This is a genomic window from Sphingopyxis sp. (assembly GCF_965279755.1).
Lineage (GTDB): Bacteria > Pseudomonadota > Alphaproteobacteria > Sphingomonadales > Sphingomonadaceae > Sphingopyxis.
Window position 1 is genome coordinate 3,200,709 of the sequence record NZ_OZ257261.1, and the last position, 14,866, is coordinate 3,215,574.

A 14,866-nucleotide genomic window follows, 5' to 3' on the forward strand; every position below is an offset into this window, starting at 1 on the left:
TCGCGCGTTTATTTGTGGGTCGGGCCGCGCACCGCGACGACCCCGCCGCGGCTCTCGTCCGAAAAGGGAGACCAGGCGTAATAAGAAGCGATCGCCGATCCGGCAAAAACCAGAAAGCACCAGGCGGCGAAGAGATAGAGGCGCTGCGTCATCGTTTCATTCCTAGTCCGAACGCCACCAGAGGATGATCAGCGGCATGCCGAACAACAGCGCCATTTCGAGCCACAGATTGCTCCACATGACGCCGCCCGCGCTCGCCTGAAAATGGACCTCGACATTCTCGCCGCCGCTCCAGGCGGCGGGCTGCTGAATGTCCCAAGGCCGGGAATCGGAGCCGGAGGGCGCGGGCTGGTTCAGCTGGCTGGTCAGCGGCGCCGGCCAGGCGTGCGCGCCAGCATCGACGACGACATCATAGGTGCCGCGCGGGATCGAGCCGAACTTGACCGTCGCCGAATAGCCGCCCTCGGTCCACGGGCCGTCGCCGTCGCTGCCCGAATAGCGTTCGACCACGCCATAGGCGGTGTGGGCACGCTGCGTCGCCTGATCGACCAGCATGTAATCGAGATCGATCCAGCGGTTGTCGAAACTGCTCGACCGCGCCTCGATCGTCACCGGCTGATAGGACCGGCCGATCGTCAGCGTACCGATCTTCAGGCTCTGTTCCTCGCCATCGACGGCGACGTTCAGGCTGTTCTCCACCGACTGGGTCGAAATGCCGAAGCCGATCATCACCACCAGCGAGGCGAACAGGGTCGCGAGTCCCATCAGGAACATCTTCATCAGATCGTCCTGACGCATCCCCCGCGCGCTGGTGAAATCGCTATAGGCGCCGCCGAGAAGGCCCAGCCCGCCACCACCACCGTCGTCATCGTCGTCCCAGCCGCCGTCGGCGGGCTCCGCCGGCTGAAGGCCGAACGAGGCGCGGATATTGGCTTCGCTCAGCGACACCAGCTGCGTCCAGTTGATCTCGCCATTCGTCCATTCGGCCGAGAGCATGTCGTTGCCGCTGCTGTAGGTCGATGCGGTGACCCGGTCGCCCGCGCGCACGCGCCAATAGAATTCGCCGACGACGCGGTCGGTCGTCGTCGTGACAGGGTCATAATCGATGTCGTATCGGGCGCCCCGCCACAGCGCGCTTCGCCCGTCGGCGATCGGGCGATCGAGCAGCATCGTGCCGAACTGCCACTCGTCCTCACTATGGACGAGCCAGCGATATCCCCCATAGGGGTTAAACAGCAGAAATTCGGTCCAATAGACGTCGCCGTCATTTCGTGCGAGCGCACCGATCACTTCCCATTCGGTGCCGAACAGCGTGCCGCGTGTTCCCAGCGGGATCGGAAGCCCCTGCAGGGCTGTCCGGTATTTGGCGATCACCGCGACGTCGGGGTGCGCGACGTCGATAAGCGCGCCGCAATATTGGCAACCGAGCGAGACCGAATGGCCCGCCGCCTTGATTGCGATCGAACCGCCGCACGAGGGACAGGTGATCGCGCGTTCGGCCGTCATTGCAAGGCCGCCGGGATCGACCAGCCTTCGATCGCACGCAGATTGCCGGGTGCAAGTTGCTGAAGCTCCAGAAAGTCGCCGAGCCAGGCGGTCGCGCCGGTTTCGTCCCTTTGCAGGCTGAGCGCGTCGCCGGTCGGCGAACGGAAATCGACGCTCGTCATCTTGCGGCCGATCGGTGTCGCGAACGGCAGGTCGCCCTCGCTGCCGAGGCATTCGGCTTCCTTGACGTCGCTCGCCTCGAACCGGAGTTTGCCGACCACGGCGAGGGTGCCGACCGCGATCGGCTCACCGGCGGCGAAGGCCGCGATGGCCGGCTGATCGAAGAGTGCGGGATATTCTTCGCTGATCAGATACTGCCCCATCGCTTCGCCCAGCCAGCGATGCTTGCCGTCGTCGCCTTCGGCCAGCCATTCGTTCCACGATCCGTCTGACCAGCCCCAGCGGACGCGGCCGACCAGCGTGAAGCGCGTACCGCGCCAGTGTCCGGTGGTGCCGAGTTGCAGCGGCGACACGTCGAAGGGCAGCACGGCGACCTTGCCGATCGCCTCGATATTGTCGCCCTCGCGCCGGATAAGCGTCTGGCAATAGCCGCAGGTGACATAGGGCAGGGCCGAACTCCGCACGGGAACCGCCGCCCCGCACGATGGACAGGATAATGTCGGCTGCATGGCGATGCCCCCCCAGCGCGCCCTTATTTCACGCGGGCCAGAAGCTCGGCTTTCTTGGCATCGAATTCCTGCTGGGTGATCGCCCCGATGCTCAGCAGCTTGTGCAGCTTTTCGAGCAGCACGAAGGGGTCTTCACCCGTGGTGGCGCCCGCCGCCGGTGCGGTCGCGGCGCCGAGACCCTGTGCCATGACGCCGCCGAGGCTTGCCGCGGCGGCGATGCCGGCGCCAAGGCCGGCGATGCCGCCGTCATTGTCGGCGGCTTTTTCCAGCGCTTCGGCCGCCTGGAATTTGGCGTAGCGGTCGAGGTCGCCGATCGCACGCATCGAGCTGCCCTTGTCGAGATGGCGTTGCACCTCTTCGGGAAGCGAGACGCTCTCGACGAAGAAGGTCGGGCACGACAGGCCCCATTCGGCAAAAGCCTTGTCGACCTCGGCCTTGATCTTGTCGGATAGCGCCTGCTGGTTCGCCGCGAGGTCGAGGAAGGCGATACCGCCGCCGCCGAGCGCGGTCGCCAGCGAGGTCTGGATCGCCGACCGCAGCTGCGGTTCGAGCGCGCTGACGGTCAGGCCGCCGAGCGTCCCGAGTACCCGCGTCGCAAAGGTCTCAAGATCCTCGATGCGGATTGAATAGCTGCCGAAGGCGCGGATCCGCAGCGGCCCGAAATCGGCGTCGCGCACGGTGATCGGCTGCGTCGTGCCCCATTTGAGCCCCGCCTGCTCGCGCAGGGAAAAGAAGACGACGTCCGACTTGAACGGCGATTTGAACGCCTTGTCCCAGTTGAGCAGGTTCGTCAGGATCGGCAGGTTCGCGGTTTCCAGCGTGTGCAGGCCTGCAGTGAAATAATCGGCAAGCTGCCCTTCGTTGAGGAAGGCGGCAACCTGTCCGTCGCGCACCGTCAGCTGGGCGCCCTGCTGAATTTCGTTATCGGTGAAAGGGACGCGCCAAACCAGCTGGCCGGGTTCCTCGAACCATTCGATAACATCAACGAACTGCTTTTTGAGAAAATCCAGTACCATAATGCCCCGCCATCCGAATGAACCTCGACGTTATCGCCGGCAATGTTTTTTGCAAGATGCGGCATGGATCTTCTCCGATCCGACGACGAGTTCATGCGCCGATCGAGCGCCGACAATGGATCAGTCGTTAGAACTTTGCATTGCAAAGTTGTTTGCCTACAAGGATCGTATGAATGATATCGATTCGGCACTGGGCGACATCCATCGCATTCGCGACAGGCTTGCAGCCGGTACGCGGTTCGAAGGGTTCGCGCCAAAGCTTGTCGCGCTTACCGGCGCCTTTGCCCTCGCGCTCGCCGGGTGGCAGGCGCACAGCGGCGAAGCCAGTCTGTTTGCGTGGATCCTCCTTGCGCTGGTGTGCGCGCTGATGATCGGAATGGAAGCGATCGTTCGCGCGCGCGCCGTGCATCGTGCAATGGCTGACCGATTGATCAACAGCACGTTGCAACGCTTTCTTCCCGTCGGGCTTGCAGGAGCCATCGCGGGTTTCATCATCCTCATTCAACTCCCCGAGCACGCCCGGCTGCTGCCTGGGCTGTGGCAGCTGTTGATGGCGGTCGGCATCTGTGCCGCGCTTGGCAATCTGCCCCCCGCGATGCGATGGCCTGCCGCCTTCTATTTCGCGACCGGAACGATCAGTTTGGCGATGAGCGGCGATGCGTCGATCGATGCTGCATGGCTGATGGGGCTGCCCTTCGGCATCGGGCAATTTCTGGTCGCCGCTGCGCTTTACATCTCGTCCGGAAGGAAGCCTCATGACTGATCGGAAGGACGCGCCCTTTGCGTTCGAAGGCCTCGACCGCGTGCTTCATGAAAAGGCGCGGCTCGGCATATTGACCTCGCTCGCCGACTATCGCGATGGGCTGAGTTTTGGCGAGCTGCGCGATCTCTGCGGATTGACCGATGGCAATCTCAGCCGTCACGTTCAGACCCTCGAAGAGGCGGGCCTGATCGAAGTCACCAAGGGATTTGAGGGGCGGCGGCCGCATACGAGCTGCAAATTGACGCCCGCGGGGCGCCAGCGCTTCGACGATTATCTCGTGGTTCTGGAGCAGGTGCTGCTCCGCGCTCGCGGCGATGCGGCGTCGCACATCGCCCGGCCGCATAAGAGGAAGCCAATATGATCGATCGGCTATGGCGTGCGACAGGGCCCAAGTCTGCGATCCAGCCTCGTGCCGCCCCATTTTTTGCCGATATACTCTGCAATACAAAGTTATTTGCAGAAGCGTAGAATGATCCGGGGCACGCATTCGCGCCGGCAGCAAGGACGCATACTCTTGCTCTATGGACTTCTCGTCGGCTTGGCGACGGTGGGGAGCCTCCTTGGCAATCCGGAAGATTGGGGAAGGGCGGGGCTTCTCAGCCTCGTCTTTCCCGGCCTTGGATTTGCGCAGTGGGCGTCCGGCGATCAGCTCTGGATCGCGCTTTGCTGGATTGCCGTATCGCTGTTCGCGTTCGGCCTGGCGCTGCTGATCTGGTTCGGAACGGGCAATGTCCTCGCGCCGCCCGTCCTGTGGGGCGTATCGGCTTTGGCGGCCAGCCGTCCGGAGTGGGTGGGGCTCGATCCCGTCCCGCTTGAGTCTGACTGGCTTGTTGCAGTGGGACCCGCACTTTTTGGCGTTGCAGCTGTCGCCTGGTTTGGATCCGGCCGACAATCGCGGCAGCCCGCGACACCGACCGTTGCAGCCGGTTGGAACCGGGCTCCATTGCCCGATAGGTCAGGCGAATTGTCGTTCGAAGACCTCCAGCGCCAGCGAGTGTTGCTCGATCGGGCGCTTCAACCTGAGCAGGATTTTCGTGGCTTCGAGTGGCGCGACCAGTTTCAGACTGCCGCGATACGTTATCAGGTCAATTTCCTTTCCTATGCGCTGGCGACGACGCGCGCCCGCTACGCGCCTGCCGCCGACGCCTATTTTCAGGAAGCTCAGGCAAGGCTGCTGTACAAGGTCGGCGATCGCCGCCTGTGGCGATACTGGCAGCTCGAAAATGCATGGGGACGGTTCCGGCTCGATGCCGATCCAATTCCCGACGAGAACATCATGTATTCGGGGTTCACTGCACTGCAGATGGCGCTTTCCGGCCTGTCGGACGATCTGGTCCTGCACCGGCGAGGCAAGGATTGGCGGCGCTATTCCCTTGATGACATCGCCGAACGACTGGTGGATCAGTATAGCGCATCGCCCTACGGACTGCTCGCGTGCGAGCCCAACTGGATCTACCCGCTCTGCAATCTGATTACCGCTGCGGGGATCAAGGCGTCCGACACCCGCAACGGCACCGCCCGATGGCTGGCGATGGCGGGCGACTTCCGCAATGCATTGCTGCGTGAAGGCATGCGCGGCGACGGACGGTTCATCGCCTTTCGTTCGTCGCTGACGGGTATTGCGCCGCCCGCGCCCGGCGGAATCGTGATGCAGAGCTTTCCCTGTTTCTTTCTCAACACGATCGATTCCGCGTTGGCCGAGGAACAATGGCATGCGGTGCGCGCGGAGCTGGAGCGACGCGACTGGCACAAGCTGTTCTGGCCGATCGACGTCGGCAACTACGGCTTCAGCCGTGCTGCGGGCTATGCCGCAACCGCGGCTGCCGCAGCCGAGATGGGCGATACCGGGGTGATGCGCCAATGCCTCGAACGGCTTGAGGTCGAATCTCCGTCGCACAGCGAGGGCGGGGTTACGCACCGGCATCGCGCGTCGCTATGGGCGCATTGCCTCGAGATGATCGCGTGCAACGTCGGTCGTGACGGGCTGCATACGATGGTCGCCGCCGGGCCGTGCGCCGGGGGTCCGCGATTGACCCGAGCGTGCTATCCCGATGTCCTGATTGCCCGTGCGGTCGCCGGCGCCCGGTCGCTCGATCTGGTGCTGTACCCCGGCGGCGGCGCGGCGGCGTCGAAGATCGAGATCGGGGGACTGCTCCCCGGCCGGCATTATCTGACCGGGCTGGCAAAGCCGAAATTTCTGCGCGCCGATGCAAAGGGCGCGGCAACGATCGACGTGCCGCTTCGTGGCCGGACGCATCTTGCGATCGAATTGTTTGTCTGAGGGAGGCCAGATGGTCTGTTGCACGCTAATCGCGGGCCTGTTGGCGCTCGCTTTCCTGCCCGTCGTCGCTTGGCGGCCGAGCCCGCTGGCCTGGCGGCCGCATGATCCGGCGGCGCCGCGTCCAGCGATCTGGGCGGCGCGAATGCGCAGCTTTGGATATGCCGTCTCGGGGCTCTCCTTCGCGGTGCGCAACGAGTCCAATATGCGAATTCACGCGGGAGCGTCGATGTGCGTTGTCGTTCTTGGTCTGTGGATCGGGCTCGATCCATCCGAATGGCGCTGGCTGATCGTCGCCATGGTCGTCGTTATCGCGGCCGAGGCGCTCAATACGGCTGTCGAGCAATGCTGCAATGCGGTCAGCGAGAGTTTTCACCCCGCAATCAAGTCCGCGAAGGACGTGGCTGCGGGTGCGGTACTGGTGAGCGCGTTCGGCGCCGGTCTGATCGGGATCAGCGTGTTGGCACCGCACTTCCTGACCGCTCGGGCTATCCATTTCCCAACTTGCGGCGACGCAGCAATTCAGGCTCCCGGGTCATCCTCCCGACAAAGCCCTGCTTTTGCGGAGCTGGCCGACGGTCCACCGACGGCTAGCTCGGGCCGTTCGATTCGGTTCAGCAGCGAACGTTCGCTTGTTGCGATCCGCGCTCGCCAAAGCGGTCCGACCGAAACGGCCAGCTATCGAGAGAGGCCATCTCGTCGGGGATTGCGCTTGCCTTTGGTACGGCTGGTCAAATGAAATAGCCGGCACCGGTCGCAGCGATACGTCCGGAGCTGCAAATCAGAGCGTCGGACGACCGCGAACGCCTCTTCCTCCGACAAGTAGGAAAGCTTCTTTTTGCAGATGCTGAGCCGAGTGCGCACGTCGTCTATTCGCTAAAAATTACCAACAGACGCTTCTTGCACAAAGGAGACCGGATTGGGACCGGTCGCTGTCAATCATCGCAAGACTCTATGACGGCTGGGACGGGCTGGAAAAAAAGGAGATTCTGCAGCCGCGCATCTGCCGCGAGCGTGCGGAGCGCGAAGGATGGCAGATCGTTGGTGCCCATGAGGATGCTGCGATCTCTGGGCGAGTATGATCCCGCGTTCCGGTATCCACAAGCCTCTTGACGCTTCACGCGATATCCGTCCGCTCGTTGGCAGACTTAATACTGCATCCCGGCGACAAGCGGGGCGAGGTTTATGCCACCTTGCATAGTTCGCTCATGGGATATTGGACTTTGTGAATGACAATCCACAACCCGACGCCAGCCGAGTTATAATATCGGTGGCCTCGGGTTCACGGGAATGACGAACGGGTTATTACTTCAGCTCTGCGCGCACCAGCGCGGTGCCGTCGACCATCGCTTTCAGCTTCGCCTGGCTGTGCTCGCGGCTGTGGTACTTCATCCCACAGTCTGGCGCGATCCACAGGCGCTCGGCGTCAACATAGCGTAGCGCCTCGCGGATGCGGCCCGCGACCACTTCGGGAGTCTCGACCTCGGGGATCGACAGGTCGAGCACGCCGTACATGATCGTCTTGGTCGGCAATTCGGCAAGGATCGCGGGATCGAGCCCCGGCTGCGCCGCCTCGATCGAGATCACGTCGATTGCCGACGCTTCGAGTTCGGCCAGGAAGTCATAGGCCTTGGGTTTCGGACCCGTCGCGCCCGCGCCGTGGTGCACCATCGCATAGCCGAAGCAGATGTGGAGCGCTGTGGTGCCGCCCACGCCGTCGAGTGCGCGATTGATCGCCTCGATGGCATAGCTGTTCGCTTCGGCGGCGCGCGCCTGCAGATAAGGCTCGTCAAGCTGGACGACGTCGACACCCGCCGCAAACAGATCCTTCACCTCGGCATTCACCGCATCGGCATAGTCCATCGCAAGCGATCGCAGGTCCGGATAATAGCCATTCTCGGCCTGCTGCGTCATTGTGAACGGCCCGGGCAGGGTGAGCTTGACCGGCTTGGTCGAATGACGACGGAGGAACGCCGCATCCTGCGCCTCGATCGGCGCGACGCGGCGGATCGGACCCGACACGAGCGGCACCGGGTTGGCGTTGCCGGTGCGGTCGATCGCGGTTCCGTGCCTTTCGGTATCGATCCCCGACAGCGCGGTTGCGAGGCGGTTCGAATAGCTTTCGCGACGCATCTCGCCATCGCCGACGATGTCGATTCCCAGCTCCTCCTGATCGCGGATCGCCATCAGCGTCGCGGCCTCCTGCGCGTCGGCGAGCCAGGGTTCGGGGATGCGCCACAGCGTCTCGGCACGTACGCGCGGGGGCAGGCTGGCCTTCAATCGCTCACGATCGATCAGCCAGTCGGGCTGGGGGTAGCTTCCGACGATGGTCGTGGGCAATATGGGGTGGTTGAACAAGGCCGATCCTCTCGATTTTTGGGCTGGCCAAACATTTGCTTAGTATTCTATCTAATTCAAGTTCAAAAGCGAGTTTGGGAGAGAGAAATGATCGATCTGGAAGCAATCCGGACCCTGGCGGATATTCCGGCGGCGCAGGCGCGAAAGCGCGGCGATGCGGTCGCGGTCAAATTTGGCGACCGCGAAACGACCTTCGCCGAGCTCGACGACCAGTCGAACCGCGTTGCCAACGCTTTGGTCGCGTCGGGCGTGACGCCTGGCGATCGCGTGTCGGCGCTCACCAAGAACCACGACGGCTGGTATCCGCTCTTCTTCGGAACCGCGCGGGCGCGTGCCTGTCTGGCGCCGGTCAACTGCCGGCTTGCGGCGGGAGAGATTGCGTTCATTCTCGGCGATGCCGCACCCAAAATGTTGTTCGTCGGTGAAGACTTCTTCGATCTGGCGCTGGCCGCCGTCAGTGAACTCGCGAACCCACCGCAGCTTGTCGCGCTCTATGGCGAGCATCCGGCGTTCGCGCCGCTCGAAGTCTGGCTGGGCGATGCGCCGGCAACCGCCCCTACGCTCGAACCGCAACTCGGCGACGATGTGCTGCAACTCTACACCAGCGGCACGACCGGTCGACCCAAAGGGGTTGTGCTCGCGAACAAGAATTATCGCCGCTTCCTCGAAATGGCGACCGAGGTCGATGGCTTCGCCTATGGCGAGGACGAGACGGTGATGATCGTCATGCCACTGTTCCATGTCGCGGGGACCAACGTCAGCTTCTCGGGCCTCGCGCAGGGCGGGCGGCTCGTGCTCGTCAAGGATTTCGCGGCGGGCGATGCGATCCGGATGATGACCGACGAGCGGGTGGCGCATGCATTCCTTGCCCCCGCGATGATCCAGATGATGCTCCAGCAGCCCGGAGCCGACAGCGGCGATTATTCGCAGCTCCGTTCGATTGCCTACGGTGCCTCGCCGATCGCCGAGGATGTGCTGCGCCGCGCCCGCGCGACCTTCGGATGCGATTTCGTGCAATTCTATGGCATGACCGAAAGCTCGGGCGGCGGCTCCTACCTGTCGCCCTCGGCGCATGACCTGCCGGGCAAGCTCACCTCGTGCGGCAAGCCCTGGCCGCAGACCGAGATGGCGATCCTCGACGGCGAGGGTCGCGCGCTTGGCGACGGCGAGATCGGCGAGATCGCGATCCGCGGCGACATCGTGATGAAGGAATATTGGAACCGCGCCGAGGCGACGGCCGACACGGTCATCGACGGCTGGCTTCATACTGGCGACGTCGGTTTCCGCGACGCTGACGGCTTCTACTTCGTCCATGACCGGATCAAGGACATGATCGTGTCCGGCGGCGAGAATGTCTATCCGGCTGAGGTCGAAAGCGCGATCATGGGCTGCCCCGGGGTCGCCGACGTTGCGGTGATCGGCGTACCCGATGACAAATGGGGTGAGGCGGTGAAGGCGCTTATTGTTCCCGCGGCAGGCGCAAGCGTCGACGCCGCCGACGTTATCGGTTGGGCGCGCGAGCGGATCGCCGCCTACAAGGCGCCCAAGAGCATCGATTTCATCGACGCGCTGCCGCGCAATCCGTCGGGCAAGGTCCTCCGCCGCGAATTGCGCGCGCCCTATTGGGAAGGCCGCGACCGGGCGGTCGGCTGATAAAAAATGGCCCGGCGTTCGCACGCCGGGCCAAGAGGAGTTCCCAGTGGGATATCTTACTCGGCAGGCACCGGCGTCCGGCCCGTGATGAAGCCTTCGAGCTTCGTGCCGTCGGCCTGCACCGGATCGTGCGCGACGTCGCGTTCGTCGAACACCTTCGTCCAGGCCGCGAATTCCAGGCAGACGCCGTCGGGGTCGAAGAAATAGACCGAGCGGACGAACACATCATCGTGCATCACCGGCGACGATTGCGTGGGCGAATCGTCGTGGTTCAGGATCGGCGTAACCTCGACGCCCTTGTCGATCAGGCGCTGATAATAATCGTCGAACTTTTCCGCGCGGACGTTGATCGCGATATGGTTCATCGATCCGTGCGCCGAGACGAAGCTGCCCTGCGTCGGCAGCGCCGCCGGGGCTGAAATGCCCGGCGCGGCCTCCGGAGCGTTGGGGAACCAGAAGAAGGCCAGGCTGTCGCCATTGCCGATGTCGAAGAAAAAATGCTGTCCGCGTCCGCCGGGCAGGTCGATCGTCTTGGTGAGCGGCATGCCGAGGATGTCGCGATAGAATTCGACCGTCTTCGCCATATCCTTGCAGACCAGCGCCAAATGGTTGACGCCAAGGAATTCGAACTCGTTGTTGGGTGCAGCCATCATCCGTCTCCTTATCAATTCGGGTTGGCGCTGGGGCGGGTCTTCATGCGGTCGTACCAGCGCGTGATATTGGCGTTTTCGGGATCGAGCGGCTGACCGACCGAGACGCCGAAGTCGAGGAAAGCGAAAAGCAGGATATCGGCGAGCGTCAGCGCGTCGCCGGTCACGAACTCGCGGCTCGCGATCAGCGGGTCGAGCCAGCGGACACCGTCCTGCGCGACCGCCTTCAGCCCCGCCGCCGCCTCGGGCAGGCAGCGCATGCGCGGTTCGAACAGCGGCAGCCCTTCGGAAAAACGGAAACCGTTGGTCAGCGGCTCGCAGATCTTGATGTCGATCCGGCGGGTCCACATGCGCGTCCTGGCGCGCTCTTCGGGGGTCGTGCCGATCAACGCGGGGGCAGGGAAGCGCTCGTCCAGATATTCGCAGATCGCGGTGATCTCGGTCAGCACCGACCCGTCGTCGAGTTCGAGCGCAGGGGTCTGGCCCGCCGGGTTTACGTCGACATTATAGGGTGCGCGCCGGTTCTCGCCGCCACGCAGGTCGATCATGACCTCGGGGATCTCGATACCCTTTTCGGCCATGAACATCGTCACGACACGCGGGTTGGGACCAACGCTATTATAGAATCTCATACGATCCTCTCCGCGAGTCTCTTATCATCTTCGGCCATAACCGTCAACTAAGTTGACGGTTATGGCTTTCCCTCAGGATTGAACCGGACGCGGCGCGCTCAGGAAGTCGGCCGCGTTGAAGCCCTCGGGCGCGGCGACCTCGACGATCGGGTCTTCGCGCGCATCATATTCCATTCGCAATGCGCGCGTGATCACGGCGTGCATGTCATAAAGACAGGTGATGTAGGTGAATTCGAAGATCTGCTCATCGTTCCAGAAGGTCCGCAGCTTGTCGAAGATCTCGAGCGGAACGCGGCCGCCGCCCTGGCTCAGACAATCGGCATAGGCGAGGACCGCACGCTCCTGCTCGTTGTAGCAGTCGGCGACGGCCCAGTGCGCGATGGCGGCGATCTTCTCTTCGCTGCAGCCGAGGCCGCGGAGCGATTTGCAATGCTGCGAGAAGACGAACTGGCTGCCCTTGACCCAGCCGGCGCGCGTCTGGCCGAGCTCGCGCAGTATCGGGTCGATCGTGCGCGCGGGATTGCGGTAGACCGCGAAACCCTTGACCGCATGTTCGAAGATGTCGGGCGACAGCGCGAACACGGTCCACCAGTCGCCGGGCGTGCCGGTCGCAGTGCCGGGTTCGGCCACCGGGTCGCGGTCGCCGAACAGGCGGTTGTAATAGGCAAGAACGGTTTCGTCGGTGACTTCCGAACGGGGAACCTGGCGCAGGACGGGCATGGATATCGCTCCTCAGGCGTTGGCGAATTTGCGGAACTCGGCAACGTGCGCCGAATCGAAATATTCGTCGAGCCGGGTGATCTTGCCGTTCTCGACCTTGCAGATGATGGCGCAGGGAAGGCGCACCGCGCCATCGTCATATACGCGCTTGCCCTTCAGCACATGCTGCTGAACGAAGCCGCCGGGAAAGGCGATCAGCTGGCGTTCGGCATATTCGCGGTCCTTGATCCGCGCGACCATGCCGGTCAGCGTCTGTGCGGTCTGCGCCGGGGTGACGATCAGCTCGTCGGTGTTGTGCCAGATCTCCGCATCGGGGGTGAAGCTGTTGACCATCGTGTCGATGTCTCCCTGTTCGATCGCATCGAAAAAGCGCTGCGCCATTGCGCGGATCTCATTCTCTTCGCTCATCACACTCTCCTTCGATCGATTATTCGGCGAAATCCTGGTCGAGGTGCCGCGTCATCGCAAATTGCGCGATACCGGCGGCGACTGCGAACGGGATGAGCGCCATCAAAGCCCAGCGCAGGCTTTCATCGCCATAGGCCGGCTTCAAGGCATCGCTGACTGCGCCCGCAAAGAGCGGGCCGAGGCCAAGGCCGACGATGTTGAACATCAGCATCAGAAGCGCGACCGACGTGGCGCGCGACCGCGGCGTGGTGAGGTTCTGGACAAGGGCAAGCGCCGGCGCAACATAGACGGTGCAGGCGGCCATCGGCAGCAGCATCAGTGCGAGTGACAGTTGCCAGCTATCGACGAGCAACGCCGCGATCAGGCCGGGGACGAGGACCGCGGTCGCGATGGCCGGAATACTGCCATAGGCGCGCGCCGACCGGGTCGCGAAGCGGCTGACCAGCCAGCCGCCGCCGAGTATGCCGATGCCGAAGGTGATACCGGCGCCGCTGGCATACCATGTGCCCAGCGCCTCGATCGGCATCTTCTGCGTCCGCATCAGGAAAGCCGGAATCCAGTTCAGCATGCCATAGCTGACGAAGGCGGCGAGGCCGCTGCTGACCATCACCATGCGGAGCGACCGGCGGCGGATGAAGGCCGCGAAGCATTCAGCAAAGGTGGGGCTTTCCACGGCAGCGCTCTGCGTGTCCATCTGGCCGCGCGGCGGTTCGCGAACCAGCCAGAGGAGCAGGGGGACGATGACGACGCCGATTGCGCCGATCACGAGGAACGCGTTGCGCCAACCGATGTGAGCTGCTGCCCAGGCGCCAAAGGAGGTGCCAAGGAAAACGCCGAGCGGGCCGTTGAGCGTGAAGATGCCCGAAACGAATGGACGCTGCGCCGGCGGATAATAGTCGGCGAGAACCGACAGCGATGGCGCAGTTCCGCCCGCCTCGCCGGCGCCGACGCCGAAACGCATTAGCGCGAGCTGCCAGAAGTTCGAAGCCAGCCCGCACGCAGCGGTGAAGCCGCTCCACACGACACAGGCGATGCCGATCAGTTTGATGCGGTTCCAGCGGTCGGCGATAATCGCGACAGGAACGCCCATTGCGGCGTAAAAGAGCGCGAAGATCAGGCCGGTGAGCAATCCGAACTGGGTATCGCTGAACTGCATCTCGGCGCGGATCGGTTCGACAAGCACCGACAAGAGCTGGCGATCGACGAAGTTGATCGTGCCTACAACGAACAGCATCGCCAGCGCGACATTGCGCCTTACCGCGATCGATCGATCGGGCGACGCGGTGCCGCCGTCGAACATGGTCGCCTCGGACATGGCTCTCCCCAAAATTGCGCGATTCATCGCTTCCCAAAAATGCTTAGATATTTAAGTTTATCTGTCAATCTGCTTTACGGTAGATCGAGCCAATCGGGAGAGACAAGATGGATATCATGGGAAAGACGGCGATTGTCACGGGGGCTGCGAGCGGCATTGGCCGCGCGACGGCGCTCCTGCTCGCCGCGCGCGCCGCCGCCGAAATCCGGCTGGTCGATGTCGACGATGCGGGTCTCGCCGAAACGCAGCGGCTGGTGGAAGCAATGGGTGCACGGGCGAGCGTGCATCACCTCGACCTGTCGGACATCTCGGCGACCGAGGCGTGGTTCGTTATGCAGGGCGACGTCGATATCCTGCACAACAACGCCGGGGTCGTGTCGGGCACGCCGCAATTCCCCGATGCCGATGCGGCGCGCATCCGGCGGGTGATCGACGTCAACGTCACCTCGCTGATCGCGGCGACGCAGATTGCTGTGCAGACGATGCGGGCGCGCGGCGGCGGCGTGATCGTCAACACCGTCTCGACCGTTGCGCTCGGTGCGGGCTTCCGCGACGCGATGTATGCGACAACCAAGGCAGCCGTGATGATGTTCACGCGGTGCTGTGCCTCGCTGAAGGAGGAGGCGAATGTGCGGGTCGCGGGCGTGCTTCCGGGCCTCACCGACACGCCGATCCTGCATACGACCGGCGGCGATCGTGCCGCTGACTGGATGGCGCCGATCCTCGCCAACAACGAACGCTGCCAGCCCGAAGATATTGCGGCAGCGGTGATCGACCTGATCGAGAATGATGCGCTGGCCGGTGGCGACTGGGTCGCGGTGCGGCGCGAGGGCGGCGTTGTGACCCGCCAGTGGGGACATGACACGCCGGTGTGACGTCCCCAACGAAACATCCCCTCC

The 14,866-nt window shown here is 63.5% G+C and carries 16 protein-coding genes; 6 read left to right on the plus strand and 10 right to left on the minus strand.

Annotated features, from left to right (window positions below; all coding sequences use genetic code 11):
• Window positions 1-8: 8 nt before the first annotated feature.
• The 4 genes from ACQY80_RS15810 to ACQY80_RS15825 form a co-directional block, all read right to left on the minus strand.
• The gene (locus ACQY80_RS15810; RefSeq protein WP_428681528.1) at window positions 9-152 is read right to left on the minus strand and encodes a hypothetical protein; all 144 of its coding nucleotides are present in this window, start codon (window positions 150-152) and stop codon (window positions 9-11) included.
• 10 nt (window positions 153-162) lie between these two features.
• Window positions 163-1,506 carry a DUF4178 domain-containing protein gene (locus ACQY80_RS15815; RefSeq protein ID WP_428681530.1) on the minus strand — a complete coding sequence of 448 codons (1,344 nt, stop codon included), beginning with the start codon at window positions 1,504-1,506 and terminating at the stop codon, window positions 163-165.
• Complete coding sequence (locus tag ACQY80_RS15820; RefSeq protein WP_428681532.1) at window positions 1,503-2,129, minus strand: DUF4178 domain-containing protein; 627 nt, start codon at window positions 2,127-2,129, stop codon at window positions 1,503-1,505. Before ACQY80_RS15820 ends, ACQY80_RS15815 begins: the two co-directional genes overlap by 4 nt.
• Before the next feature lie 68 nt (window positions 2,130-2,197).
• A complete protein-coding gene (locus ACQY80_RS15825) occupies window positions 2,198-3,190 on the minus strand; it encodes an SPFH domain-containing protein (RefSeq protein ID WP_428681534.1) in 993 nt (330 codons plus the stop codon).
• Window position 3,191: 1 nt separating this feature from the next.
• Here ACQY80_RS15825 and ACQY80_RS15830 point away from each other — a divergent pair, with 1 nt between their 5' ends.
• From ACQY80_RS15830 to ACQY80_RS15845, 4 genes are all read left to right on the plus strand, one after another.
• Complete coding sequence (locus ACQY80_RS15830) at window positions 3,192-3,953, plus strand: hypothetical protein (protein WP_428681536.1); 762 nt, start codon at window positions 3,192-3,194, stop codon at window positions 3,951-3,953.
• Window positions 3,946-4,314: a winged helix-turn-helix domain-containing protein gene (locus ACQY80_RS15835; RefSeq protein ID WP_428681538.1), complete on the plus strand. Its 369-nt coding sequence runs from the start codon at window positions 3,946-3,948 to the stop codon at window positions 4,312-4,314. The genes ACQY80_RS15830 and ACQY80_RS15835 overlap by 8 nt, the downstream gene beginning before the upstream one ends.
• A 108-nt stretch (window positions 4,315-4,422) precedes the next feature.
• Window positions 4,423-6,234 (plus strand): hypothetical protein, encoded by a 1,812-nt coding sequence (locus ACQY80_RS15840; RefSeq protein ID WP_428681540.1) that lies wholly within the window; start codon window positions 4,423-4,425, stop codon window positions 6,232-6,234.
• A gap of 40 nt (window positions 6,235-6,274) precedes the next feature.
• A complete protein-coding gene (locus tag ACQY80_RS15845; protein ID WP_428681542.1) occupies window positions 6,275-6,970 on the plus strand; it encodes a diacylglycerol kinase family protein in 696 nt (231 codons plus the stop codon).
• A 566-nt stretch (window positions 6,971-7,536) separates the two neighbouring features.
• Here ACQY80_RS15845 and ACQY80_RS15850 read toward each other — a convergent pair.
• Window positions 7,537-8,589 (minus strand): 5-methyltetrahydropteroyltriglutamate--homocysteine methyltransferase, encoded by a 1,053-nt coding sequence (locus ACQY80_RS15850; RefSeq protein WP_428681544.1) that lies wholly within the window; start codon window positions 8,587-8,589, stop codon window positions 7,537-7,539.
• A gap of 87 nt (window positions 8,590-8,676) precedes the next feature.
• On the opposite strand from ACQY80_RS15850, the gene ACQY80_RS15855 reads away from it, so the two are divergent.
• On the plus strand, window positions 8,677-10,242 hold the full coding sequence (locus ACQY80_RS15855) for a long-chain-fatty-acid--CoA ligase (RefSeq protein WP_428681546.1): 1,566 nt from the start codon (window positions 8,677-8,679) through the stop codon (window positions 10,240-10,242).
• A gap of 56 nt (window positions 10,243-10,298) precedes the next feature.
• Here ACQY80_RS15855 and ACQY80_RS15860 read toward each other — a convergent pair whose 3' ends face one another.
• From ACQY80_RS15860 to ACQY80_RS15880, 5 genes are all read right to left on the minus strand, one after another.
• Window positions 10,299-10,892 carry a VOC family protein gene (locus ACQY80_RS15860; protein WP_428681548.1) on the minus strand — a complete coding sequence of 198 codons (594 nt, stop codon included), beginning with the start codon at window positions 10,890-10,892 and terminating at the stop codon, window positions 10,299-10,301.
• A gap of 14 nt (window positions 10,893-10,906) precedes the next feature.
• Window positions 10,907-11,524, minus strand: coding sequence for a glutathione S-transferase family protein (locus tag ACQY80_RS15865; RefSeq protein WP_428681550.1), 618 nt, complete (start codon window positions 11,522-11,524; stop codon window positions 10,907-10,909).
• Between the two features lie 72 nt (window positions 11,525-11,596).
• Complete coding sequence (locus ACQY80_RS15870) at window positions 11,597-12,244, minus strand: carboxymuconolactone decarboxylase family protein (RefSeq protein WP_428681552.1); 648 nt, start codon at window positions 12,242-12,244, stop codon at window positions 11,597-11,599.
• 12 nt (window positions 12,245-12,256) lie between these two features.
• Complete coding sequence (locus ACQY80_RS15875) at window positions 12,257-12,652, minus strand: nuclear transport factor 2 family protein (protein WP_428681554.1); 396 nt, start codon at window positions 12,650-12,652, stop codon at window positions 12,257-12,259.
• A gap of 19 nt (window positions 12,653-12,671) precedes the next feature.
• The gene (locus tag ACQY80_RS15880; protein WP_428681556.1) at window positions 12,672-13,967 is read right to left on the minus strand and encodes a spinster family MFS transporter; all 1,296 of its coding nucleotides are present in this window, start codon (window positions 13,965-13,967) and stop codon (window positions 12,672-12,674) included.
• Window positions 13,968-14,074: 107 nt separating this feature from the next.
• Here ACQY80_RS15880 and ACQY80_RS15885 point away from each other — a divergent pair, with 107 nt between their 5' ends.
• Window positions 14,075-14,842, plus strand: coding sequence for an SDR family NAD(P)-dependent oxidoreductase (locus tag ACQY80_RS15885; protein ID WP_428681558.1), 768 nt, complete (start codon window positions 14,075-14,077; stop codon window positions 14,840-14,842).
• The last annotated feature ends 24 nt before the right edge of the window (window positions 14,843-14,866 follow it).